Origin of the sequence: Acidiphilium sp. C61 (assembly GCF_905116885.1) — a bacterium.
GTDB lineage: Bacteria > Pseudomonadota > Alphaproteobacteria > Acetobacterales > Acetobacteraceae > Acidiphilium.
Map to the genome: position 1 here is coordinate 32931 of NZ_CAJHNI010000003.1, position 23860 is coordinate 56790.

22 protein-coding genes are annotated in these 23860 nt (G+C 63.4%); 11 read left to right on the forward strand and 11 right to left on the reverse strand.

What is annotated here, in order from left to right:
- Positions 1-74: 74 nt before the first annotated feature.
- The 3 genes from mobF to HUW10_RS18205 all read right to left on the reverse strand — a co-directional run bounded on the left by mobF (position 75) and on the right by HUW10_RS18205 (position 5502).
- On the reverse strand, positions 75-4130 hold the full coding sequence (gene mobF / locus HUW10_RS00495; protein ID WP_236656133.1) for a MobF family relaxase: 4056 nt from the start codon (positions 4128-4130) through the stop codon (positions 75-77).
- Positions 4081-5172 carry a hypothetical protein gene (locus tag HUW10_RS18200; RefSeq protein ID WP_236656135.1) on the reverse strand — a complete coding sequence of 364 codons (1092 nt, stop codon included), beginning with the start codon at positions 5170-5172 and terminating at the stop codon, positions 4081-4083. Before HUW10_RS18200 ends, mobF begins: the two co-directional genes overlap by 50 nt.
- Before the next feature lie 141 nt (positions 5173-5313).
- Positions 5314-5502, reverse strand: coding sequence for a hypothetical protein (locus HUW10_RS18205; protein WP_236656137.1), 189 nt, complete (start codon positions 5500-5502; stop codon positions 5314-5316).
- A gap of 215 nt (positions 5503-5717) precedes the next feature.
- Here HUW10_RS18205 and HUW10_RS00505 point away from each other — a divergent pair, with 215 nt between their 5' ends.
- From HUW10_RS00505 to HUW10_RS00525, 5 genes are read left to right on the forward strand one after another with little or no spacing between them, the layout of a single operon-like run.
- Complete coding sequence (locus tag HUW10_RS00505) at positions 5718-6320, forward strand: hypothetical protein (protein WP_035185453.1); 603 nt, start codon at positions 5718-5720, stop codon at positions 6318-6320.
- A 9-nt stretch (positions 6321-6329) separates the two neighbouring features.
- Positions 6330-7220, forward strand: coding sequence for a hypothetical protein (locus tag HUW10_RS00510; protein ID WP_035185451.1), 891 nt, complete (start codon positions 6330-6332; stop codon positions 7218-7220).
- On the forward strand, positions 7217-7354 hold the full coding sequence (locus tag HUW10_RS00515; RefSeq protein WP_174501832.1) for a hypothetical protein: 138 nt from the start codon (positions 7217-7219) through the stop codon (positions 7352-7354). Before HUW10_RS00510 ends, HUW10_RS00515 begins: the two co-directional genes overlap by 4 nt.
- A gap of 38 nt (positions 7355-7392) precedes the next feature.
- Positions 7393-7920 carry a hypothetical protein gene (locus HUW10_RS00520; RefSeq protein ID WP_236656138.1) on the forward strand — a complete coding sequence of 176 codons (528 nt, stop codon included), beginning with the start codon at positions 7393-7395 and terminating at the stop codon, positions 7918-7920.
- A 4-nt stretch (positions 7921-7924) separates the two neighbouring features.
- Positions 7925-8329 (forward strand): hypothetical protein, encoded by a 405-nt coding sequence (locus HUW10_RS00525; protein WP_011930473.1) that lies wholly within the window; start codon positions 7925-7927, stop codon positions 8327-8329.
- A 467-nt stretch (positions 8330-8796) separates the two neighbouring features.
- Here the strand turns inward: HUW10_RS00525 and HUW10_RS00530 are convergent, their stop codons facing one another.
- Positions 8797-11004, reverse strand: a complete 2208-nt coding sequence (locus HUW10_RS00530; protein ID WP_174501866.1) for a heavy metal translocating P-type ATPase — start codon at positions 11002-11004, stop codon at positions 8797-8799.
- A gap of 80 nt (positions 11005-11084) precedes the next feature.
- Between HUW10_RS00530 and HUW10_RS00535 the strand changes: the two genes are divergently transcribed.
- Positions 11085-11498, forward strand: a complete 414-nt coding sequence (locus tag HUW10_RS00535) for a helix-turn-helix domain-containing protein (RefSeq protein ID WP_371808602.1) — start codon at positions 11085-11087, stop codon at positions 11496-11498.
- Positions 11499-11507: 9 nt separating this feature from the next.
- Here HUW10_RS00535 and HUW10_RS00540 read toward each other — a convergent pair whose 3' ends face one another.
- The gene (locus HUW10_RS00540; RefSeq protein ID WP_174501834.1) at positions 11508-12755 is read right to left on the reverse strand and encodes an MFS transporter; all 1248 of its coding nucleotides are present in this window, start codon (positions 12753-12755) and stop codon (positions 11508-11510) included.
- A complete protein-coding gene (locus tag HUW10_RS00545) occupies positions 12752-13483 on the reverse strand; it encodes an MBL fold metallo-hydrolase (protein WP_011930465.1) in 732 nt (243 codons plus the stop codon). Before HUW10_RS00545 ends, HUW10_RS00540 begins: the two co-directional genes overlap by 4 nt.
- 85 nt (positions 13484-13568) lie before the next feature.
- On the opposite strand from HUW10_RS00545, the gene HUW10_RS00550 reads away from it, so the two are divergent.
- On the forward strand, positions 13569-14234 hold the full coding sequence (locus HUW10_RS00550; protein WP_011930464.1) for a metalloregulator ArsR/SmtB family transcription factor: 666 nt from the start codon (positions 13569-13571) through the stop codon (positions 14232-14234).
- A gap of 172 nt (positions 14235-14406) precedes the next feature.
- On the opposite strand, the gene HUW10_RS00555 is transcribed toward HUW10_RS00550, so the two are convergent.
- Both HUW10_RS00555 and HUW10_RS00560 read right to left on the reverse strand, forming a co-directional pair.
- On the reverse strand, positions 14407-14694 hold the full coding sequence (locus HUW10_RS00555) for a HigA family addiction module antitoxin (RefSeq protein WP_011930463.1): 288 nt from the start codon (positions 14692-14694) through the stop codon (positions 14407-14409).
- An 11-nt stretch (positions 14695-14705) separates the two neighbouring features.
- Complete coding sequence (locus tag HUW10_RS00560) at positions 14706-14984, reverse strand: type II toxin-antitoxin system RelE/ParE family toxin (protein ID WP_011930462.1); 279 nt, start codon at positions 14982-14984, stop codon at positions 14706-14708.
- A 165-nt stretch (positions 14985-15149) separates the two neighbouring features.
- Between HUW10_RS00560 and HUW10_RS00565 the strand changes: the two genes are divergently transcribed.
- The 3 genes from HUW10_RS00565 (at position 15150) to HUW10_RS00575 (ending at position 19645) form a co-directional block, all read left to right on the forward strand.
- On the forward strand, positions 15150-15719 hold the full coding sequence (locus HUW10_RS00565; protein WP_174501835.1) for a recombinase family protein: 570 nt from the start codon (positions 15150-15152) through the stop codon (positions 15717-15719).
- Between the two features lie 359 nt (positions 15720-16078).
- The gene (locus tag HUW10_RS00570; RefSeq protein WP_174501836.1) at positions 16079-18841 is read left to right on the forward strand and encodes an AAA family ATPase; all 2763 of its coding nucleotides are present in this window, start codon (positions 16079-16081) and stop codon (positions 18839-18841) included.
- 243 nt (positions 18842-19084) lie between these two features.
- On the forward strand, positions 19085-19645 hold the full coding sequence (locus HUW10_RS00575) for a hypothetical protein (RefSeq protein ID WP_174501837.1): 561 nt from the start codon (positions 19085-19087) through the stop codon (positions 19643-19645).
- A gap of 388 nt (positions 19646-20033) precedes the next feature.
- Here HUW10_RS00575 and HUW10_RS00580 read toward each other — a convergent pair whose 3' ends face one another.
- Entirely contained in the window at positions 20034-20990 is a 957-nt protein-coding gene (locus HUW10_RS00580; protein WP_174501820.1) for an alpha/beta hydrolase, read from the reverse strand.
- The gene (locus HUW10_RS00585) at positions 20987-21961 is read right to left on the reverse strand and encodes an MBL fold metallo-hydrolase (protein ID WP_174501819.1); all 975 of its coding nucleotides are present in this window, start codon (positions 21959-21961) and stop codon (positions 20987-20989) included. The genes HUW10_RS00580 and HUW10_RS00585 overlap by 4 nt, the downstream gene beginning before the upstream one ends.
- A gap of 49 nt (positions 21962-22010) precedes the next feature.
- Here HUW10_RS00585 and HUW10_RS00590 point away from each other — a divergent pair, with 49 nt between their 5' ends.
- On the forward strand, positions 22011-22997 hold the full coding sequence (locus HUW10_RS00590) for a LysR family transcriptional regulator (RefSeq protein ID WP_174501818.1): 987 nt from the start codon (positions 22011-22013) through the stop codon (positions 22995-22997).
- A 1-nt stretch (position 22998) separates the two neighbouring features.
- Here the strand turns inward: HUW10_RS00590 and HUW10_RS00595 are convergent, their stop codons facing one another.
- Positions 22999-23790, reverse strand: a complete 792-nt coding sequence (locus HUW10_RS00595) for a hypothetical protein (RefSeq protein WP_201712558.1) — start codon at positions 23788-23790, stop codon at positions 22999-23001.
- Positions 23791-23860 lie beyond the last annotated feature (70 nt).

The window sequence follows — 23860 nt, forward strand, 5'->3', positions numbered from 1 at the left end:
AGATTTCCGAATCAGCCTATAGCATCCTTCCTCAGCTTCCCCGCAAAACCGCATAAATCGTCATACAATCGCCCCTATCGCCCGCGTCCGCGCTTGCGGCTTTCCTGCTCAAGCGGCCGTTCCTCGGCTTGGCGCTGCGCCTGGCGCCGATGCCCCTCTAGCGCTTTCTGTAGCCGCGCCCGGGCACTCCGGTGCGCGGCCTCGATCAACGGCCGCGCCCGCTCCCAGCCGGCCGCCACGGCTGCTCTTACGGCCGGGGGCGCCCGCTCGATGCGGGCCAGCGTCTGCCCCTTCTCCTCACCGGCCCGCGCCATGGTGTCGGCCAAGCCGCCTTGCGCGCCCGCACGGACCTGGCTGCGCGCAAAACGCTGGGACAGGTCAGCGGGCAAGCCAGCGGCCGCGCGCTTCTCGTCAGCCGCCAGCCCTTTGAGGAAGGCGCGGGCGGCATTGCGGCGGGCCTCCTCGCCGATCTTCACCAGATCGAGCGCATTGGTCTTTTCAGGCTGGCGCGCGATGTTCCGCGTCCAGTTCGCCCAGATGTCGTGCTCGCGGATCGGGCGCGGATCTCCAAGCGGCCGGCGGCCCCCGATCTCCTGACGCTCAGCCCCCTCCGAGGTCAGCCAGTAATCCCGCTCCCGGTGCCTCGACCCGGAGACATAGGTCTTGAAGCCGTCCGTGGTCTGCGAACCGCCTGGCGTTACAAAGATATGCTCGGTCGTGGTGATGCCCTGGGCGGTGTTGGTGGTCATGGCATAGCCATAAGCCAGCCGCATCCGGCCGGTTTCCTTGTCGGCGAGCGTGTCCCATTTCACAAAGCCTTCGCGGCCATGGTCGTTCCGCAGCACCAGACCCTCCTCGCGGATGCTGGTGATTTCGAGGATCGAGCCGTTATCGCCGATCGCGCCCTTGCCGCCATCCAGCATCGCGGCGTTGGTCCGGGCGAATAGCCGGATTTTTTCGCCCGTCGCGATCGGCATCGCGTAGTGCTCGCCGGTGTTCTTGTCGATCGCCGCCAGCGTCATGCGGCTCTGCCCCAGCTCGCCAGAGGCCAGCAGCCGTTGCCGGATTGCCTCGCCGATCGCCCGCGCATCCTGATTGGTCGGTGTGCTGATCGACAGCGTAAAGCGTGGCCGGTCAGCATTCGCTTTCCGGCGCTCATCCCAGAGCGCAGCGGCTCGCGCGATCACCTCATTATGCCCGCCCGCGACGATCTCGGCCGTGCCATCCTGCCGCTTCATGTCCAGCGCCTTGCCAACAGCCTCAGCACCACCTTTGCGCAGCAAGCCCGTAATCTCGCGCGCCCGCTCATTGGTTTGGCGCACACTGCTTTCGATTGACGGCACCTCACCCAGACCTTTTTCGAGAAGGCCGATCACCTGGCCTGCCTCGATCGACTGGCATTGCTTCGGATCACCGATCGCCACCATGCGGAACCCGTGCTGCTCCTGAAGCCGCAACAAATCGAGCATCTGGCGCGTGCCGATCGTGCCCAGCTCATCGATCACCACGACACTGCGGTTGGACAGGTCCAGCCGGCCGCTCTCCACCCGGTTGATGAACACCGATACAGCCGCAATCGTATCACGCCCGCCTGTCTCGGCCTCGGTATTCAGCCCGGCCTCGCGCAGCTCGCGCGCCTGGCGCCAGCCAAGGCTGATGCCGTGAATGTCCGCACCCTGGTCACGCCACGCGGCCACAAGCGGCTTCAACAGCGTGGTCTTGCCGGCCCCGGCTGCCCCGATCCCCACCGCGAACCGGCCGCCCATGCCGAGATGATCGATCATCCGGCGCTGCGCCGCGCCATGTGCGCCGGTGAAGCTCAGCCCGCTCGCCTCGATCCCGCGCTTGATCTGTACCGGGTTGAGCGTGCCGCGCCGATCGCGGCCAGCCTGTCCCGACAGCTCGACCAGCGCGCTCTCCTGCTCGACATGGGCGCGCGTGGTCAACCTGGTTGTAGTGATCGTCACATCCGGGTTGTCCGGGTCATCCCGCTCGGTCTCGACCGCGATGATCTGCGTGCGCGCAGACTCACCGTTGCCGCCAGCACCGCCCGTCTCGACAACCCCGCGCGCCCGCAACCGCGCGATCACCTGATCAACATCGCCGCCATCCTTGATGCCGGCCGCCACCAGGCCACGCGCTGCGGCAACGCGCTCATCCTCGGCCTTGATGACCGCCCGCCGGGCAAACTGCTCGCCCAGCACCCGCGAAGCCGCCTCATAGGCCAGATCAAGCCGGGCCGCTTCGGTCATCTTCTCCGCCGGCGCAGCATCCTGCAGAACGCTCTTGTGCTGATAGCCACGTGCCTCCGCCTGGCGCCGCCAGCTCGCAAAGTCGCTCAGATCGTCGGCCTTGGCACTGCGGCTCGCAAAGGCGCCGCCTTTCAGCAGCTTGATGCGTTCGTCGCCCGTCATGCGGTCCCAATCCGCCCCCAGCGAGGCGGCATAGGCTTTCGCGTCGGAGAGGGCATCGCGGGTCCGCTTACTGAACGCCGCCCGGATCTCCTCCGGCACGGCGCTGAGCCGCGCCGCGCCGGTGGCTCGGTCCAATTCTATACTGGCTCCCGCCCGCCGGAGATTCTGCGCAAGATGGGCCTGATAGATTGCTCCCCATTCATGGATGCGGCCGTGCATCTGCAACGTGTTCAGGGACACAACCCGGCCGCTCTCAGTGACGATGACATTCGGCACCGCGACATGCGTATGAAGTTGCGGATCGCCGGCCACTTTCACCGACACGATCTCGGTTTCCGTGCGGCCATCCGCTGTCTCGCGGGCAATTTCGAGGGTGGGCCGGGCTGTGTAGTGATCAAAGGTGATCCACCCGATGCGGCCCTGCTCGGTGCCTTCCTTGCCGCCTTTGCCCTTCCGTGCCTGGCCAATGACCTGTTCGATCTCGGCCATGGTCGCGGCCACCGCATCCTTGTGCGCCTGGGCCAGTTGGTTGCGCTCCGCCTCGGTCGGCGCGAAGGCCCATGCCAGCGAAATCGTCTTGTCCGCCGAGAAGGTAAAATCAACGTAGCCGATCGGAGTTTTCGAGCGGTTCACCGCGTTCCGCCAATCGGCCGCATCCAACGCCTTGCCGTCCGCCCGCTTGCCATCAAGGATGTTGGCCCGCTCGGTCTCGGAAAGGACGCGTCCGTCTTTGGCGCCGAGTGCCTTGTAGAGCCGCACAAGCTCGGGATGAGGCGCGGGCGGGCTTTGTTCAGCCTCTTGGGCGGGCGGGCCGTCCGGCGCCGCGCTGGGAGAGGCGGGCGCCAGCTTCGCCTCGATCCGCGCCCGGTCGGCAGCACCCGACGCCTCAGCCGCCGCCAGCGCCTGCCGCAAACCGGCAGCGCCACCTTCACGCAAGGCATCAGCCCAATCGGCGCCCTTCGCTCCGCCCGCGACATCAGCCGGCGGTTCAAGATAGACCGCCTCGCCGCCATTGGCCTCAATCAAGGCCGCGGCCTTGGCGGCCGCCTTCTGCCCGGCCTCGCCAACATCACGGCCATTATGGAGGCGGGCATTGTCGCGATCAGCCAGCAGCGCAACCGGCGTCGAGCCGGTGAACTGCCCGGCCCAAGCCACCAGGCCGCCAGCATTATAGCCGACAACACCAGCCTGCCGCGTTTCCTGCACGACACTCGCGACGGTCTCGAACCCTTCACCGGCCACCCGCGCCTGGTCATGGCCGCCAATCGGCACCGCCGCGCCAGCCGGCGGATGCAACAGCCAGGCGCCCGAGGCCCCCAACATCCGGCGGCCGATCTTCTCGCCGCCTTCGGTCAGATAGGTGCGCTGCACGCCCGTCAGCCGCACCCGGCCATCCTCATCCTGGCCGAACATCGGCGTCAGCATCACCACCGCCGCCCCGGCCGACACTTCCGCCGAATCATAATTCGGATGCGGCCGGACCAGCCGCACATGGCTCATCAGCCAATCGGCATCGAGGCCGCGCCCGCTGAGATAGGCACGGGCTGACGCCCGCAGGGCCTCGGCCTCGTCCACACGCGCCGCATGCGCCGCGCGCTGCTGCAATTTCTGCCCCACCGCCCCGTGCAAACGCGGCGCGCGCAGCTCGCCCGTGCCCGGAATCGCCTCATCCCAGAGTTTCCCGGCGATGCTCTTGCGGAAAGCACTGCGCCGCACCTCGGCCGCGCGCGCCGCCTTCGCCGCCTCGGGTCCAGCTCGACCGCCTCGGCTTTGACGCCCAGCCGGCGCACCAGGCTCTCGAACCGCCCGCCTTCGCTGGCGGCAAAGTCGGTCCATTGGCCAGTGGTGGCGTTGACCGAGACTGTCCAGCTTTCCCCTCCGCGCCAGGTCGCTTGCAGCCGCAACCTGCCGCCGCTGGTCCGGTAGGGCACACCAGCGGCATCAAGCGCCGCCGCAACATCGATCGCCCGTGGCTCCGCTGGCCGCTCCTCGGCCGCCGGGCCACGCGGCGGCACCGCCGGTTCACCGCCCCGCGCAATATCGGCCTGCCAGTCAGCCGCCAGCGCCGCATCCCGATCATGCCCGACCACCTCCTCCATCGGGGGCGGGGCAAAATCATCTGGCCAGGGCGGCGGACCATCGGCCGCCCTTCCCAGCTCGCCAAGCGCCGCCGCTTCGGCCGCAAGGGCGGCGTCGCGATCCTCCGCCTCGTTCGGCTCAACAGCCTTTGGCGCTGCGGTCTGCGGAGTGATCGCGGGGCCGCCTCGACTGGCGCGGCCGGCAGATCAAATCCGTCAGCCCGTTTGCCGGCGAGCAGGTTTTCCAGCTCCGCGCGGGTCGGCAACCGCATCGGATCAAGCCCAAACACTTCGGCAAGCGGCGTCACCGCGCGCTGATACTGTTTGCCCGCGATCTTCTCGCCATCCGCCCGATTGCCCGCCAGCAGCTCGGCAATCTCGTCACGGGTCAATGGGCGCGACGTGTCGATCCCCAGCGCGGCGGCAACGGTGGGGTGCATATCGCGGCGAGGCTCGGGAATGGTGCCAGGGCGGGCCGCGTCCAACGCGGTGGCCGCCGCGTTATCTTCCGCCGCTGCCGTGCCGGGCTGCCAAAGCCCGCCATCAACCGTCATGCCGCGCTGATAATACGCCGCCATGTCCTGCTCGAACCCCGGCAGCGTCATGGTCATCAGGTGATCCGCCATCTTCCCGGCGGCACCGGATGAGGTGGAGGCCGCACCGGCGCGGAACGTCAGCACGTCTCTCCGCCCGCCCGGACTGCGATCCGTCGTCACCCGGCTCGAGCGCCGTCGCCAGGCCACGCATCACCCCGGCCTCAACCTCCGCCCCCAACCCGTCCAGCGTCGTGCCGATTTGCAGGAGCGCGGTGGTCTGGTCGCTTAGCGCGCCGGCGATTCGCGCCAGGCTTCCTCAAGCGGGCTTTCCTCCGAAGGGGTCGCCAGCTCGATCAGCCGCGCCAGCATTTGGCTGTGCGTGTTCTGCGTTTCGATCATCAGCCGCATCGCCTGGATGACGGCATCGAGGCGGTCATCTTTCGGGGGCGGCGGGGCGGTTTCGGGCTCGGGCATCGGGCGGAACTCCTGCCGTCACCGTAGCCCCATTGTCACTTGCGCCGCAAGCTCCATAGGTGCAATGGTCTGTAACTCCTCTTCTGAACTTTCCGCTCGCATCGTGGCGGGGATTTGGCGGGCTTTATGGCGCGTATTTGCTGTGATTATGCCGTGAATTTGCATTTTATTTGCCGCGAAAATGGCGGTTGTTATGAAGTGAATCTGCTGAGGTTGTGCTGCGTTCTATTGACGTGCAGAGGTTGAAATCGGTAGGGTTCTCCATGCCCGCGCCTGATCTCGACATTGAAAAGCTCGGTGCGGCGATGGCTTCCGGCCTTCGTCGGCGCTCCCCGTTGATGGTCTGGTTTATCGAGCACCACGACGAATTTGCCGCCCTCCTCGACAAGCATGGAGCGCATTGGAAGGGGTTGGCGGAGCACTTCGCGGCGGCCGGGCTGGTCTCGCGCACGGGCCAGCCGCTCACGCCGCGCACCGTCGAAAACTATTGGCTGCGGGCGCGGCGCCTGGTCGCCAAGCAACGGGCCGAAGGGCGCCCGGTTACGGCGGCCCCAGCCAGCACGCCGGCGGCCGAACCGAAATTCAAACCCTTCACCTTGAGAAGCGAGGGGCGCGGTGTTTCCCCTGCGGAACGCCAGGCCCTCGGCGATCCCACCGCACCAGCTGACCAGGCGGCCCAGCCGGTGCCCAAGTTTCAACGATCATGGATGAGAAATGAGGGCCGGGGCGTTTCCGCTGCGGAACGCCGCGCCCTTGGTGATCCAACCGCCCCGGCCGATCCTGACGATCCAAAATGGAGAGGCGACAAATCCCGATAGGAGAATTTGATGACTGAGGCCCCCTCATCAGAAAAGAAGCCCACCGGCGCGGAAACACCCGCAACCCCCGTATTCCGCCCCGGCAGCTCGACCGCCGGGCTCAAGCCTGCGGAAATCAAACCGCTGCTGACCAGCGAGCAATCCAGCATCGAACCCGTCGCCCAGGGCCTCGATCTCGCCGATCGCCCCAAGATCATCCTGACGGCCGGCCGGGGCAAAACCGGCAAAACCACCTTCCTGCGCTGGATCGTGGAGATGGCGCAGCGGGACGGGAAAGCGCCGCTCCTGGCTGACATTGACCCCACCAACGCGACGTTCTCGACCTATTTCGGCGGGGTCGCTCGGCCGGACACCTTCAACCAGGCCGCCGTTCGCGACTGGCTCCAGGACTTCATGGAGTTCGCCATCGCCGAAAAACAAACCGCCATCATCGATCTCGGGGGTGGCGATACGATCCTCCGCACCATAGCCGGAGAAATGCCCGGCTTCGATGCAATGATCGAGGAGGCGGGCATGGCCGTGGTGATGTTCTACCTCGCCGGCCCGCATCCCGAGGATTTAACCCCTGCGGCCACGCTCGGCGCCTTGGGCTTCAAGCCCCGCGCGCGGGCCTTCGTGCTCAATGAAGGTATGGCTCCAGCCGGACAATCCCGCGACCAGGCATTCAGCCGCGTGATCTCCTCCAACGTCTATCGCGATGAAACGGCGGACGGCGCGCTCACCCTCTGGATGCCGCGCCTGCACGCGGCCGAGGCGGTCGAGGCGCGCACCGCGAGTTTCATCGCTGCACGGGACGGTCAGACAGAACCGCCGCTCGGGGTGTTCAACCGCTCGCGGGTGGGCCACTGGCTCAAGGCTATGGATGAGCAATTCGCCGGCGTGAAATCTTGGATGCCATGAGCGAGGCTGTCGATCAGGACGGAGCAGAAGCCGCGATCCGCGCTGCGCAAGCGGAGCTGGATCGGGCCGAACAGCTGGCCCGGCTCGACAATGACCCCACCGCGCAAACGCTCCACGCGCTCCGGGTGTTTTAGACTCGACCGCCGCCATTGCCGCCGATCAGCGGCGCGCCATGGCTGAACACCGCTTGCATGTCGATCGGGATTTTAGCGCCGTGCGCCAGGCGCGGGATGGCTTGGCGCAAACCATCGATCAAGCCTTTCATGCCGCAAAGGCGCAGGCCGAAGCGGCGCATGCGGATCTCTCGCGCCAGTTTGTGGCCTCGTTTGCGAAAGAGGCAGAAAAGCGCCTCAAGTCCATGTCGCGGTGGATATGGTGGCGCACGATCGCCTCGGGCGCGGCGCTGGCAATCGTGATCCTCACCCTTGGGTTCGGCCTGGGCTACTGGCGCGGCAACGCGGCCGGATACAGCCAGGCCGCCGGGACGATTCACGCTGCCGGGGCCGTTGAGCAATCCGTCCTCGCCTCACAAGGCCCGGCTGGTTTGGCACAATGGCACCAGCTCATGCGCGACAACGCGATCCTCGACACCATGAAATCCGACTGCACCGGGAAGAACGTGGCGCATCAGGACGGCCGCACGGCCTGCCATCTCTGGCTATGGACAACGCCGAATGTTGCGTCCGCAGCGCATGGGTAGGGGGATGGAGGAGCGTTTTACCCCCACCGCGGATGGGTCGGCTCGCTCGGCCGGCTTCGTCTCCCAGCTCGGCCGGGTTTTGCTCGGCCTGCTTCGGGGCACGTTGCGTTTTCTGCTGGTGGCCGTGCTCGACGTGCTGATCCTCGCGGTTCGGTTCATGCTCTGGTTCCGCCGCCTCTTGTTCTGGCTGGGCCTCTTCTCAGCTCTGTCCTGCATTTTGAATTATCAGGCTCATAAGCCGCTGCTCGCCGCGTTCGCGCTCGGGGCTGGTATCCTCATGATGACGCTCTCACGCGCCAGCCTGCTCCTCAATGACCGGCTGCGCTTCTGCCAGCTGCAACTCCATGCCTGGGCTCAAGGCTGGCCGGTAGCGCGTTATGCGTTCACCGCCCTCCCGCCCCGGCGTTGATGAGGTTGGCCGATTTAATGCCTAACCAGCAGCTGAACGGTGACATGTAAGCATGTTGTTGTGTTGGTAGGGCACAAATCGATCCTGGTCACTGGATGGCGGATTGTCTGCCTCCGAAACCAGCCGTTCAATGCCGACACGCACCGGCGACTTCGCGCCCATCCCGGTCGCCCGGCACTCCAGAGGGCATTCTCCGAAGCCGACACTAGAGGTCGCCCGCAGGTCGTCCCGCATGAGCCAAACGCCGGATGCGGCCACGAGGATCGCCGGGATCCAGAGCGTTGGAAGGGGTGCCTGGACAAATTGAGCGATAAGGCCGAGCAACGGTGCGCCAAGCACTGAGCCAGTATTGCGCCAGTAGAGAGGACAACATGAAAGTGCTTTTCATGTATGCTAGGCATGGACATTAAGTGAACGGCAATGGATTGCCGAGGTAGAAGTCCAATCTAGCGATCAATTTGGGTCGATCATGCGATTTGCGAACTAATTTTCGGGCGTGATCCATTTGCATTGATACTTGAATGAACGATTATGGCGTTCTCCTGAGTTTGCGGTTTGAAGCGCAGAAGGCGAAGTGCGTTGGCCGTGACGAGTACCGTGGCCCCGGTATCGGCAAGGATCGCCATCCAGAGCGGCGTGATGCCGGACAGGCTGGTGACCAGGAACACGCTCTTGAGCCCGAGAGCCAACGCGATGTTCTGCCAGATATTGATGATGGTTGCGCGCGATAGGGTCACCATTTCGGCGACGCCGGTGACCCGGTTCTTCAGGAGTGCGGCGTCCGCCGTTTCGAGCGCAACATCCGTCCCGCTCCCCATTGCGACACCAACCGACGAAGCTGCCAGGGCTGGCGCGTCGTTGATGCCATCACCGACCATCGCGATCGGCGCCTCGGCCTTGTAACCCGAGATAGCGGCAAGCTTGTCATCCGGCAGAAGACTGGCACGAACCTCGATCCCCGCGGCGTCGGCGATCCCTTGTGCGCACCGAAGGTTGTCGCCGGTGAGCATGACCGGTCGAATGCCAAGCGCACGCAGTGTCCGCACAGCTTCGGAAGCATCGGCTCTCAGTTCGTCCCGCAATGCGATCAGACCGATCAGGCGCTTGCCTTCGCACACCGTGACGACGGTTTTTCCCTCATCCTCGAGGGCTGAAATCCGTTCCTGTGCCGTATCATCGAGCAATGCCTGTTCAGCGGCATGAAGCGGCGAGGCGACCGTCACGAAACCGGAGCTGATCCGCCCCATGACGGACTTGCCCGGCGCCGCCACGGTGCCGCCGAACACTCGCGGCATATCAAGGCCGCGAAGTTCAGCTTCCTTGACGATCGCCGCGCCGAGCGGGTGGCTGGATCCGCGTTCCACGGCCGCGGCCTTCGCCAACACGTTCGCAACATCGCCCTCGACGGGGACGACGTCAGTCACCTGAGGCTGCCCCATCGTCAGTGTGCCGGTCTTGTCGAAGGCGACCGTTCTGATCTTGCCGAGTGTCTCCAGCGCCGCGCCGCCCTTGATCAGCAACCCGTACCGGGCACCGCTCGCGAGTCCCGATGCAATAGCCGCAGGTGTTGAGATCACCAGCGCGCAGGGGCAGGCGATCAGCAGGACAGCCAACCCCCGATAGATCCAGGTGAACCAGTCGGCGCCAAGGGCGAGAGGCGGACCCAGCATCACGAGGGCTGAGAACGCCATGGCGGCAGGCGTATACCAACGGCTGAACCGGTCAATGAACCGTGCCGTCGGGGCTTTCGTCGCCTGAGCTTCCTCGACCATGTGGATGATGCGAGCTATCGTGTTGTCGGCAGAGGTGCGGGTGATCTCGATGCGAAGCTCGCCATGTCCGGCAATGCTGCCGGCATAAACCGGCGCCCCCTCGGCTTTGACGACGGGCGCGGATTCCCCGGTCACCGGTGCTTCATTGACCTGGGACGTGCCCCCGACCACCGTTCCATCGGACGGTACCCGATCGCCGGCGCGAACCGTCACAACGTCGCCGATGGCGAGGGTCTCGACCGGCACCGTTTCAATCGCGTCGCCGCGCACTCGGCGTGCGGTGCGCGGCACGAGGCCGATCAGCCCCTCGATACCGGCCCGCGCCCGGCCAGCGGCGACGCCCTCTAGCAGTTCACCCAGCGCGAACAGGAACACGACGATTGCGGCGTCAGCACCCTCGCCGATCGCAAGGGCGCCGATCGATGCAATCGACATCAGGGTTTCCATTGTGAAGGGCGTGCCAGTCCGCATGCCCGCCAGCGCCCGGCGGACAATCGGCAGCAGGCCGACCAGCGCGGCTGCGACATAGGGCCAGGGCGACCAGGCCGGCTCTGCCTGCGTCACGACAAATCCAAGCGCGAGGAGCAACCCCGTGACGCCGACCAGTCGGACCTTGCGGGTCTTCCACCAGACGTTTCCGCTGGCTGATTCCGTCCGGACCTTATCCGCATCCGCCTGCCTGGTGCCTCCGAGAGGCGTGAAGCCGAGCGCTCTGATCCTCGCCTCGATCATGGTTCTCGCGGTGCGGTCTTCGTCCAGCATGAGCGACAGGGAGGCGGTGCTGAAACTGACAGAGACATCCGTGACGCCAGGCAACCGCTTCATGGCATTCTCGATCTTCACGGCGCAGCCGCCGCAATCCATGCCTTCGATCTTCAGCTTGACACTACTCGCGGAGGCCATGGCTTTCCCTCGACAATCCCGACAGGAAGCCAATATGATCCCTGTAGTCACTACAGGGTCAAGCGATGTCGGGTGGATCTTTGGCAATTGGCGAACTCGGCCGGCAGACCGCAACCAGGGTCGAGACCATCCGCTACTACGAACGTATCGGGCTGTTGCCGGCTCCGGCGCGAACCGCCGGCAACTATCGGGCATACGGACCCGAGCATCTGAACCGATTGAGCTTCATTCGCCGGTCACGCGATCTGGGTTTTTCACTCGATCAGGTCCGTGCTTTGCTGGATCTTGCCGATGAGCGCGCCCGCTCTTGTGAAGCTGTCGACGCAATTGCCCGCGATCATCTGGCGGAGATCGATCGCAAGATCGCCGATCTGCGTGCTCTGCGGCGCGAACTCGGCAACATGATCAGTCAGTGCCGCCAGGGGACGGTTGCCGAATGCCGGATTATCGACGCGCTATCCCCTGGGGTCAGCCAAAAGAAGCGGCGAAACTGACGAGCGCTTTCATTGAGGGCGGGGCAGATCCCGCATGAGCCAGATTCCTGATCCGGCCACGAGGACCGCCGTGATCCACAACGCCGGCAGGGTTGCCTGGGCAAATTGGGCGATAAGGCCGAGCAACAGGGCACCAAGCGCGTAGCCGGTGTCGCGCCAGTAACGGTAAGTCCCAAGAGCCTTGCCGCGGATCAACGGCGCTGCCTGGTCCGACATCGCGGCGATGAGGTTCGGGTAGAGCAGCGCCATGCCAACGCCCATGACGATCGCCCCCGGCAGCCATAGCGACGCATCGCGCCCGGCCGCCGTGATCGCGATGCCGGCGGCGAGGAGAAAAAACCCGGCGATCACCGGGGCGCGGCGGCCGACCCGGTCACCCAGATGGCCGGTCCAGAGCTGCGAGACGCCCCAGACCATGGCGTAGGTGCCGGTCAGCCAGCCGATTTCGATCAGCTTTGCGCCATGTGCCTTGAAGAACAGTGGGAACATCACCCAGACCAGCGTGTCGGCAATTTTGTTGACGATGCCGCCCTGGCAGATCGCCCGCCCGACCCGATCGCGGAAAGAGATGCGGACGAAGATCGCGCGGAGCGTGAGCGTATGATCCTGCGATGCGCCAGCACCGGCCTCGGCATGTTCGGCCTTCACCCAGGCAAGCGTGTCACGTACACGGGTGATCGTGGCGAAGGCCAGAACAATCGTGGACATGCCGAAAATTAGCAGTGCATTACGCGCGCCGACCGCCTCGGCCAGCAGGGCGGCCACGGCGCCGGCCAGACCGACGGCAACATATCCAGTAGCCTCGTTGATGCCGACGGCAAGCCCGCGCTGGTGACTGCCGGCGAGGTCAATCTGGCTGGTCACCGTCATCGTCCATGTGAAGCCCTGGCTGATCCCGAGAAACACGTTCGCGATCACGATCCACCACCAGTTGGGTGCCGCCCAGATCAGCAGCGGGATGGGAATGGCTGCGATCCAGCCGGCAATGAGGACAGGCTTGCGGCCGAACCGGTCGGCGAGCCCGCCGGCGACAAGGTTGAGCGCGCCCTTCACCAGGCCGAAGGAGAGCACGAAACTCGCGAGAAAGAGAAAGGCACCGGGTGCGACGCCGAACTCGTGCGCGAGGGTCGGCAGGACCGCGCGCTCCATGCCGATGACAAGACCGACGAAGAAGACCTGTAGCGCCTGTAGCGTAAACTGGCCGCGATTGGCCGCGATGCCGCGGATATGATCCGAGGCGTTCGCCACCGTGGTCACGCGGTGAAGCCCGCATTCCAGGCACGCAGTTCGGCTGCGCCCTCGGGGGCGGGCGGGATATTCTCGAGCATGAAGGCGACGAAGCGCTCGGCATCGTCGATGCGGAAGGCGGGGTTGTACCGCCGCTCAAAGCCGATAGTGGACACCGGTTTGCCTGAGAGACCTCGGCCACAGACCGAGCCAGCCAGAGCCCCGGGTAGCACCTCGATATGATCCGGCAGCGCCTTGAGCCGGACGAGGCTGGCGAAGAGGTCGCGCGCGCCGCGCGCGGCGTCGGTGGCAAGCTCGGTCCGGCCGACATCGCCCACCATAAGCGTGTGGCCGCCGAGTACGCTCCACGGCTCATCCGCGCGGGTGCGGTCGGTCACCGTGAGGCAGAGATGCTCCGGCGTGTGACCGGGCGTGTGCAGAACCTCGAGCACGACATTGCCGAGTTCGAGCCGTTCGCCGTCTGCGAGGCGGCGGCACGCATAGCCGACCTTGGCGGATTCGTGGATGGCGTATTCGGCGCCAGCCGCTTCGGCCAATGCGCGGCCGGCGGAGCGATGATCGGCATGCAGGTGCGTATCGATTACCTGGCGGATCGGCGTCGCCGAGGCTGATGCGGCCTGCAAATAAGGCTCGATCGGAAACAGCGGGTCGACAACCACGCCGGCGCCCTTGCCGACACAGCCGAGCAGATAAGAGGCCGCCGTGGGATCGGTGTGCAGGAACTGTCGCAGGATCATGAGTGTTGCTCCCGGCTGAGGTGGCGATCTTGTCGCCAGCGCGCTATCACATTATCATTCGCGATATTGATCGAATGAGTCGAAGATGAAGTCAAGCAGCGGTCCAAAGCAACAGATTTTCAGCCATCTCGCCGAGATCGCAGCTGCACTTGCGCATCCGCACAGGATCGAAATTATCGAACTGATCGCCCAAGGTGAGCGCAGCGTAGAGGATCTTGCCGAACGGATTGGCCTGTCGCTCTCGAACACGTCCCGCCACCTGCAGGTCTTGCGCCGTGCCCGCCTTGCGGCGCCGCGGCGAGAGGGCAAGAACATGTTCTATAGCCTGGTCTCCGAGACCGAGGTGGTGACGTTGCTGGGCAGCCTGGGGCGAGTGGGCGAGCGGAACATCGCGGAAATCGATCAGGTGCTGCAGGCGTATTTCCGGGCGCGGGATTCTCTCGAGCCCGTATCGCGCTTGACCTTGCTTGAACGCCTGCGCGAGGGCAGCGTGACACTCCTCGATGTCCGACCGGCGGATGAATTCGCGCGGGGCCATTTGCCGGGTGCGTTGAACATTCCCCTCGATCAGTTGGATGCGGCGCTGGGCCACTTCACTGAGAACATCCCGGTCGTCGCGTATTGCCGGGGACCGTATTGCGTTCTGTCATATGAAGCCGTGGCGCAGTTACGGGCGCGAGGCGTTCAGGCCAGCCGCCTGGAAGATGGCTATCCTGAGTGGAAGGGAGCGGGTTTGCCTATCGAGACCTGAGCTGCGGGGGCGGACCGGCTATCCGATCTTACGGCGACCGTGAACCGACGCGAACCCGATCACACCGGGGACGTATTTCGAATCAGCTGCTTGGAATGCCGATCGGCGTCCAGACCCTAGGTCGATAACAATAAGTCCATGAGTCTACTGGTCGCTGCCCGAACTTGGTTGTTCAGGCCGCATTTTCCTGAAAACGGCGCACTGGTGGCTGCTGGTGTTGTCGTGCAAGCCAAAGATCATAGTTTGCCTGCATCCCAAGCCATGCCTGCGCCGTGCTCACGCCAGCCTGTTCAAGCCGGATCGCCAAATCAGGGCTAATGGCAGCCCTGGCGTTCAACACACGCGACAACGCTGCGCGGGACATAGCCAGCCTCTGGGCGGCCTCGGTAACGGAAAGCCCCAGCTCACCGATGACATCCTCTCTTAGCAGTTCGCCAGGATGTGGCGGATTATTCATCATTTTACCTTCTCCTAGTGGTAGTCTTGATAATTCACCAACTCAACGCCAGCCTCAACGAACCGAAATGTCACTCTCCAATTCCCGTTGACCCACACGGACCAGTGCCCGGCAAGGTCACCTTTCAGTGGGTGCAGCTTAAACGCCGGGATGTTCATATCCTGCGGCGTCTGCGCCACATCCAAAAGGCCAAGAATGCGCTTCAACTTGCCAGCCTGTGCGGCTTGAATCCCGCGCATGGAGCCCGTGCGGTAAAAAGCCTCCAGGCCCTTATGTCGGAAACTCAAGATCACAAATCAGTGTAACGCGTAGCGCGTCACTATACAACTTCAATCAATGTGATCACGTCCAAAACCGACCGGTTTCGGACACCTCGCCGAGAGCATGCCCAAAACTATTTTGACGGCATTGTGGGCATTGTCCGATATTACAGGCAGGTTTTTGGACGTAATTGCCCTATGTCGCGCGTGTTTTTGTATGCCCGTGTCTCGACGGTCGAGCAGACCGCCGAGAATCAGATCGCCGAGGCGAAGGCCGCCGGCTTCGCCATTCGTCCGAACCGGATCATCACGGAAACGATCTCGGGCAGCGTCGCGGCTCGTCAGCGGCCGGAGTTCCGGCGCCTCCTCGACCGCCTCGAAGATGGTGACGTGCTCATTGTCACAAAACTCGACCGGCTCGGCCGCAGCGCGCTCGACGTGCGGGCTACCGTTGATGCCCTGGCGAGCCTCGGGGTACGGCTTCATTGTTTGGCCTTGGGCGGTGTCGATCTCACCAGCTCAGCCGGCCGCATGACCATGCAGGTGATCGCCGCCGTGGCTGAGTTCGAGCGAGACCTGCTGATTGAACGCACGCAAGCTGGGGTCCAGCGAGCCAGAGCGAACGGCAAGGCGATCGGGCGGCCTGCATCTTTAACAGATGATCAAAAGGCCGCTGTCAGGGAAGCGCGTGGCTCCGGCGCATCAGTCTCATCCCTCGCACGGACATATCAGGTCAGCCGCCAAACCATCGGCCGTGTCTGTGAATAACGTCAGTCCCTCTCACCAGGTTATCCAGTAGGCGCTATATCTGGAATCGACCCTACCGGGCCATGGGGAGGCCGCAACGGGAACCCCAAAACCGGTCATTCGCCGGCCCTGGCCCGCAACGGCTCTGCGCCCTTCATGGTCATTCTGAGCCCTAGCTCGGCTTCTCGGGAGCGGACATTCTTATCATGTCAATGTTCTTGATCTTTAGCGGCGATTGGCGCCCTTTGCAGATGTGGGCATGATCCAGTTTCACACCGATATCGGTGCCCTGCAGCTCTGTCCGCCGTGACCGCTGATGAACGAACACTTGCATCTCGCGACTACTCCACTGCAAACTCAGCGGGCATGGGGGTATTGCTATGGCTGCAGAGGGAACAGCGTTTGCATTCGATGAGAATGCTAGTCTCAGCGATAATCTATCGATATTCGGGGTATACGTTAAAGAGCTCGACGCCGCGCTTGGTCCCGAAATGCGCGGCCGCCTTTTGGCGCTGGTAGATGGTAATTACAAGCACGAGGAAATCTGGGATCGATTATTCGAGATCTGCAACACGTCACCGGCTGTAACTGATGACGACGCGACCGACAGGCAGGCAGCCGTACCCACAGCAAACGTGCCCGCCACGGCACAACCGGCGGTCGCGCAATCGCCGACGGTGACCGGATGGCTTCTCGAGGGCGTTTTGATCGAGGGCTTCCGGGGCGTGAACAATGAAGACCGGCCACTTGAACTCAAGTTCAAGCCTGCCAAGGTCAATAGCGTGTCGGCCGTCAACGGCGTCGGCAAGACCTCCGTCTACGACGCGGTGCGTTATGCAATCACCGGCAAACTCCCTTGGCTGGATGAACTCCCAGCCGTCGAACGCGACAGAGACTATTACCAAAACCGCTTTCACTCGACCGGTCAGGCGACGATCAAGCTCCGTCTGGTAGCCGAGCCCGGCGCGGAAAAGTGCGAGATCACCGTCGTCCGCAGCCCAACCGGCCTGCGCACTGTCAGCGCCACCGCGCCGTGGGACGCCAACGCGATACTGACCGCGCTCAATCGAGAGTTCGTATTACTCGACGGCCCGACATTTCAGAAATTTATCACCGCGCCACCGCTCGCTCGTGGCCGCACCTTTTCCGGTCTCCTTGGACTCTCTGCCTACAGCGATCTTCGCCAAGCGCTGGCAGGTTTGGCGAATACACGCGCGTTTAACAACCATTTCGACATCACGGCCCACGCCCAGACCAAGATCCGGGAGGAGAGGACCGGAGCCGAATTGTCGGCGGCCATCGCCAAAGATTATGAATTACTTGTGGGGACGCCGCTCGGGCAGCTGGATACGGCCGCCGCGAAGGACAAGTGCCATGAGGCCCTGGTCCAGATCACACCTCTGAAGCCGCAGTGCGAGGACAAGGCGTACGACGCCATCGACATCGACGTTTGCATCGACGCTATCAAGGATGCCGAAGGCGGTCCGAAGCGCGAACGCCTCGGTGCTTGCATTCGAGAGCGCGAAAATATCGCCAAAATGAACCATGAAGCTCCAACCCGGGAGCGCGCCCCGCAATTGGCCACTCGCGCCGCCGAGCGCGAGTCCGCACTGGCGAAGACTTCTGGTCACTTGATGCTTGAGCTTTACCAGGCAGGGACGAAGGTCGTGGAAAGGGCGGAGTGGGAGGACTCGTATCTTTGCCCGCTCTGCGACGGGAAAGGCACCCATAGCCTGCGGGATCACCTCGCCGCCAAGCTCTCTGAGTTTGAGATCTTGGACCAGACAACCACCGCGTTGGCGGCGGAGTGGAACGAGGCTGGTTGGACAGAGCTACTGCAGCTTGAAGCCGAGCTCGAACCGGTACCCGAGAAGCGCCTACTCGCCGCGCACCAGACCCGCGCCGGCGTCGGCGCGATCTCCAAGGCCGATGCCGATGCTTTGGTTCAGTGGCTGGATACACTGCGTACGCGCGCGGAGGGGCTTTCTGGCACGCTGGCGGCCGAGCAGACCCAGCTCGAAAAGGAGCTACCGCCATCCTCGGTTGAGGTAACGAAGAAAGTGGAGACAGCGCGGCGCCTGCAGGAAAACTGGCGGAAGCTCGAACAGTCCCGGAAAGTGCTGGCAGACGCAACCGCGCGAGATGCCTGTGTAGACCGGATCCGAACTTTCCTCGGCAGGGCATCAAAGGCTTTTGCGACGGCGGAGGCCGGCATGAGCGAGGCACGACTGACCGCCGTCGAGCCGGTGTTCAAGGATTACTTTAAGAAGATGTCGTTTCATGGTGTCGAGCCGACCGTCTCCAAAAAAGCTGGCAGCGAGGAACTCCGTATCGGGCTTGCCCAATTCTACGGACTGACGAACGTATCGCCCCAGGCGCTTCTGTCCGAGAGCTTCCGCAACGCCTTCGCGATATCGCTATATCTGGCAGCAGCATCGCTCTATGGCGGGCTCCCGAAATTCGTTGTTCTCGACGATGTGACGTCGAGCTTTGACGCCGGGCATCAGCACTTCCTTGTCGAACTCATCAGAACGACATTTGCGCGGCCGGGGAAGGCGTCCGGCCCACAGGTGATTCTCTTGAGCCACGACACGATGCTAGAGAAACTTTTCAACAAGCACAGCAACTCGGGGACGTGGTGGCATCAACGGCTGGAAGGATCACCCCAGATCGCCGTCCTTCCGCAGGCTGGGGCGGTCAACAAGGTGCGGGACCTAACGATTTCGATGCTGCAGGCCGGCCAGGTTGACTTCGCCAAGGAGGGCGTGAGGCAATATCTGGAATATCGGTTGAGTGATCTCATCAGCAAGCTCCGGATTCCGGTTCCGGTGGACATCGCTTTCAACGATGACAAGCAGCTCTCGAGCGAATTTCTGAAGGCGATCGAGGCTGCTGTTAAACTGCACAAGGCGGCCAACTGCCTAGTCCTCGACGCGGCGCAGGAAGCGGGCCTCAACACCAACATGGTGACGATTGTAAGCAACTTCCTAAGCCATTGGGGCACCGGCCAGACGGCGGCATTCTCTGCATCTTCCCTGCTCGGCGTCATGCAGGCAATCGCCGACTACTGCAACTGCTTCACCTTCGAGCCGACTCCGGGCGCGCCCCGAGTCTACTACAAGTCGCTCTCCCAGCGTCAATAGAATGGCAGCTTGCGCCCTACACTGATCGGAACCGGACCGTCGGCAGTCGGCCCATCCCAATCAAACTTAGATTGACCAAATGCCGGCTGACGAAGGTTACGACCCGAGATACCCGGAGCCATGCGTAGATCATCGACAGAGTGATAGGTATTAGCAAAGTGCTATCGATCAGCGCATAAATGCTAAAACCGACTCGGATCGAATTGGCTACAAGACATATCGACCAAAGGGCACGAAACACCGATGAGCTGGGCTGAATTTATCGCGTCGATCGTGAAATCAATGGCCTGGCCGACTGTGGTGGTCGTTGCAATCCTATTATTCCGAAATCAAATCAAAGAACTGATCGCGTCGATATCAGAACTGAAGATCGGGAAGGATGGGGTCACAGGGAAGTGGGACCGGGCAGCCGCCGAAGTGTGGGCAGGGCTACGAAAGGCGCCTACAGAGCCACGTCTGACTCAGACCGAGAAGCTTACTTTTATTCTGCCCACACTAGCGGCTGAGGATCAATCTCCTAACGCGGCGAGGATCGTCGGCGCTTGGGCTCAACTTGAAAAAGCGCTTCGCAAAAAAGTCGGGGAGACCGATGAAACCCATGTCGGGAAGGGAGATGCCGCACTCGTCCAGGCGGCCGTGAAGCGCGGTGTGATAACCGACAATCAAGCGAAGTCGCTTCGGGGGCTCTACGCTCTTCGGAACCTCGCTGCCCACGGCGGAGACAGCGATGTGAGCGACGCGCGAGTCAACGAATACCTCGCTATGGTGGAGGCTATGGAGACGTTACTGGAAATTACTGACTGACTGGTCAGAGTCAACGACAGCAAGCTGCTGGTGGTCGAGGAGATGTCTACTTTCCTGAGCCCAACACCCAAGAGTGGACCGGCAGTTTTCGGCCCAGCCTCGCCACAAAGAGAACGTCCGATATCCGCTTTCGCAAGCCGTAAGCCGACAGGCAGAAATCCCCCAACCCGGTCACTGGCTGTCGCGGATCTTTGTCGTAAGTATGCGAAGCTTTGCGACAAAGATCCGCGACAAGAAAAGTCCAGGTCGGCCGCGAGGGATGCCGGCTGTCGCGAGCTTTACAAGTTATGCGACAATGCGCTTGTAGGTTGGAAAGCTGGCAGTCGGCCTGAAACGGTCATTCGCCTCAAGGCGAATTTGAGGGCGATAGCAGGCCGGTCGTGGGGAGCTATCCATGTTGGCTACGCAGGAAAAGCAGGATTTCGCTCAGGATCTGCCACCGGTTGCGTTCCATCACCATCATATGGGTGGCTTCGCCGATCTCGATCCAGCGCCGGTAGCGGGCACCGGTGAGGCGCTGGAAAAGGGCCGACATGCGCGGCTGCGGCACATCCAGATCCCATTCGCCGTGTAGCAGCAGCACGGGGGCGGTGATCGCTTCGGGTTCATAGAAGGGCTTTCCGGCGGACCAGTAGTCGCGCACGTCCTGGATGACGCCGGCAGGGGCCCGGATCATGCCGTCCCGGGCCGCCGGGTCGCTCGCGAGGATGATGTCGGCCCAGGCGGCGAACCAGGCGCCGGGCAGGATCTCCTCCCGCAGTTCTTGCGGCACGCTTTCGAGCCAGCGATCGCGGAAGGCGTGGACATCGAAGCGGCGATAGGCCGGCACCGGGCCGCCTGGATCGATGCGCGGCGGCCCGTCGCTCAGCCACTGTGGAGCGATGAGCACGAGCTTCGCGACATTGGCGGGATGGGCGGCGCTGTAGGCCGCCGTGACCGTGCCGCCCCAGGACATGCCGATGAGGGTGATCTGACCGAGATCCTGCGCAGCGCGGATGTGATCGACGGCGGCGGCGAGGTCGCACACCGCCACCGCCGTGGAGACTTGCGGCGGGGCGGCGTCGGGCGCGCCCTCCATGCCCGCAGGGCGGGTCGAGCCGCCAAAGCCGCGCACATTCAGCGCCCAGACATCGAAGCCTGCTTCCGCCAGCACGTCCATGAAGGCACCCTCGCCGACCGGCACGTCATACAGGGTTTCGGCCGGAAGCGTCGCGCCGTGCATGAGCAGCAGGGTGCGATCGGCCCCGAAAGCGGCAATGTCGGCGCGGCACTTGCGGCGAAGATGGAGGGAAATGCCAGGTGTCTCGCTCGGGATGAGCTGGTTTTCGATGGTGAGGTCACTCATGATGCGGAAACTTCCGTGGGGTTGACGAAATGCCAGGCGAAGCCGGAGCCGTTTTGCGTGACGCGGCCGGCACCGCTTTCGGCAAAATGGGCGGTAAGGCACAGCGCACCGGTTTCGGCGGCGTGAGCCAGCATGCAGCGGCGGGACTGCTCGGCCTTGCCAGGAAACTCGCAGTAGACCGACCGTAGATCGGGCCGGTAGGCCTGCAGCGGATGATGCATGAGGTCGGCGACGAACCATGCCTCCTCGCCGCACGAGTGGAGGCGGATGGTGGCGTGGTCGATGCTGTGGCCGGGTGCGGGATGGAAGGAGAGACCATCCGCGATCTCCCGGCCGTCGATGGCGATGGCCTGGCCCAGACCGGCATCGATCACAGGTTTCAGGCTGTCGGTATAGACCTGCGGCATGGGCGGGTGATCGGGGCGGCCGAACGCTTCCGGGGGTAGGTCGGGCGCGGGTGCGAAACCGTCCAATGCCGCAGCGTAGCGCGCCTCCATCTCGGAATAGACGTGCCGCGCACGGGTAAAGAGCGGTTGCCAGATGTTATCCCGCAGCACCGTGTTCCAGCCGACATGGTCGGCATGGATATGCGTCAGCAGGACGAGATCGACTTGGTCCGGCATCACTCCAGCTGCAGCGAGGCGGGCCAGATAGGGCGTGTCGAGATGGTCCAACACCGGGGCGCGGGGCCGTGGCTTGCCGTTGCCGGTGGCCGTGTCGATCAGAATGACCCGTCCGGCATGCCGCACCAGCCAGGAATGCGTGCCCTGAGCGAGCGTGCCGGTGTCCGGATTGAAGGAACCGGCCGTGAGCTGACCGCCATGGGTGCCGAGAGCCGCAGGGTCGAGATCGGGATATAGCCGGGCCGGATCGGCATTCGTCCAGCGGAGTTCGGGAATCCGGGTCACCAGCGCATCGCCGACCCGGAAGGAGAGCGGGATTTCCACATTGTTCGAGGATTGCTGCGTCATGGACGGAGAGCTATGGTCCGCCCGATCATCATGCAAATCGATTCAAGTCATGCGGTCAATCGACCATTTCAATCTTCGCTCTTTCGACCTTAACCTGCTGGTCGCCTTCGACGCGCTGATGACCGAACGCAGCGTGACGCGGGCGGCGCAGCGGCTGAAACTCGGGCAACCGGCGATGAGCCACGCGCTGTCCACGCTGCGGCTGCTCCTCGACGACGAGGTGCTGGTTCGGGTCGGCACGACGATGAACCCGACTGCCAAGGCCATCGCGCTGGCGCCGCGACTGCGCGAATTGCTGCTGCAGATCCAGAGCACGCTGACAGAGGGCAAGCCCTTCGAACCGCAATCGGAAACGCGAATCGTGCGCCTCGGATTTTCGTCGGAGCTGGAGATTTTGCTGCTGCCCAATCTGACCGCCGATCTACAGGCGCATGCGCCAGGCATCAGCCTGCTGACGCGCTCGGTGGCACGGAGCGATGCGCATCGCATGCTGGATAGCGGTGAACTTGACCTCGCCATCGGCTGTTTCGAGTACGGGCTGGAACGGCATTGTGGAACGCCGCTGTTCGAGCAGTCGCTGGCCTGCTGTTTCAATCCGGATTTCGTGCAGCTGCGGCTGCCCTTGTCGAGGGCCGACTACATCGCGCATCCGCATGCGCTGATGACATTGAAGGACGACATCCAGGGCTGCCTGTCCGAAGCCTTGGCGCGGGCCGAGGAGACGCTGAACGTGGTGTTGGCGGCATCGGATTTTCTCACCGTGCTGGCAGCAGCGGCCGAGGCGCCGGTGATCGCCACGTTGCCGACGCGGATGGCGGCTCGCTATGCGCCGCTTTTCGGCCTTACGGTTACGGAAATTCCGCTCGATCTTCGCCTGCCTTCAGTGGCCCTGGTGTGGTCGATGCAGAATGACCGCGACCCGGCACTCGAATGGCTGCGAGCGCGGGTCGTGCCGCTTTTGCAAGCTGCATCGGCTTCCGAGATCGCTCGACCGGTGTCGGGCGACCGAAATAAGTCAATTCTGACTGTCGCGTAACTTAGGATTTGTGCGACAGCCTGCCGCCGGTGCGGACTTTCAGGACCGGGCTGGCGAAGTCGTCATTGTTGAAGACTGCATCGGCAGTAGAAGCCGGCGCGCACATACTTTCGTAAATATCGAAGGCTGGCTTATATCGAACCGCATAGAGCTGACGTGTGGCATCTGCCCCACCTAAACGCCCGGCGTCCCGATCAATACCGCGCTGTTCGGAAAGCTGCTCCGAGGTTTCTACGAAAATCGCCAAATCCCAGTCGTCGCGTAGTTCGGGCCGCTGGAGAAAAGTGCCATCTACGATCAATATGGCATCGGCCGACGCAACTTGTGGCTCCTGCTTTATAGGCTGGTCATTGTCGAGATCGAATGACGCCGTGCGATACCGCCGATCGCCGCCCGGCCCCAAGGGGGAAAGCAAAAGTGCGTTGATAGCCGGAAGATCGCGCGCGTCGTAATAGTAGCCTTCTGCGGAGTGACGACCACGCGCATAGCGTTCTACCTTGGGCCGGTGGAATCCGTCGATTGAAGTCCGAATAACCGCCCTTCCTGTCTTGCCGAGAGCTTCGGCCAGTTCATCCGCCAGCGTTGTTTTCCCTGATGCCGTCCGTCCGTCAATCGCGACCCGAATGGGCCCGGCTGACGGGATGCCTGCGATCAAAGAGGCGAGTTCATCCAGCACCGCAGCCCTATCTGAAGATTTCATGTTTCTCCCCATCAATCGTCGTGAAAATCCCGAGACCTGCGACACCTCTACACTACTGCGCCAGCGCTTGGCGCTGGCACGGTGATGGTGCATTTCTGATCCTTGTATGCGGTGGTAGAAAAGTCGGCCATGTAGCGTAGCAGCAGGTTGTGTCGGGAAAGGG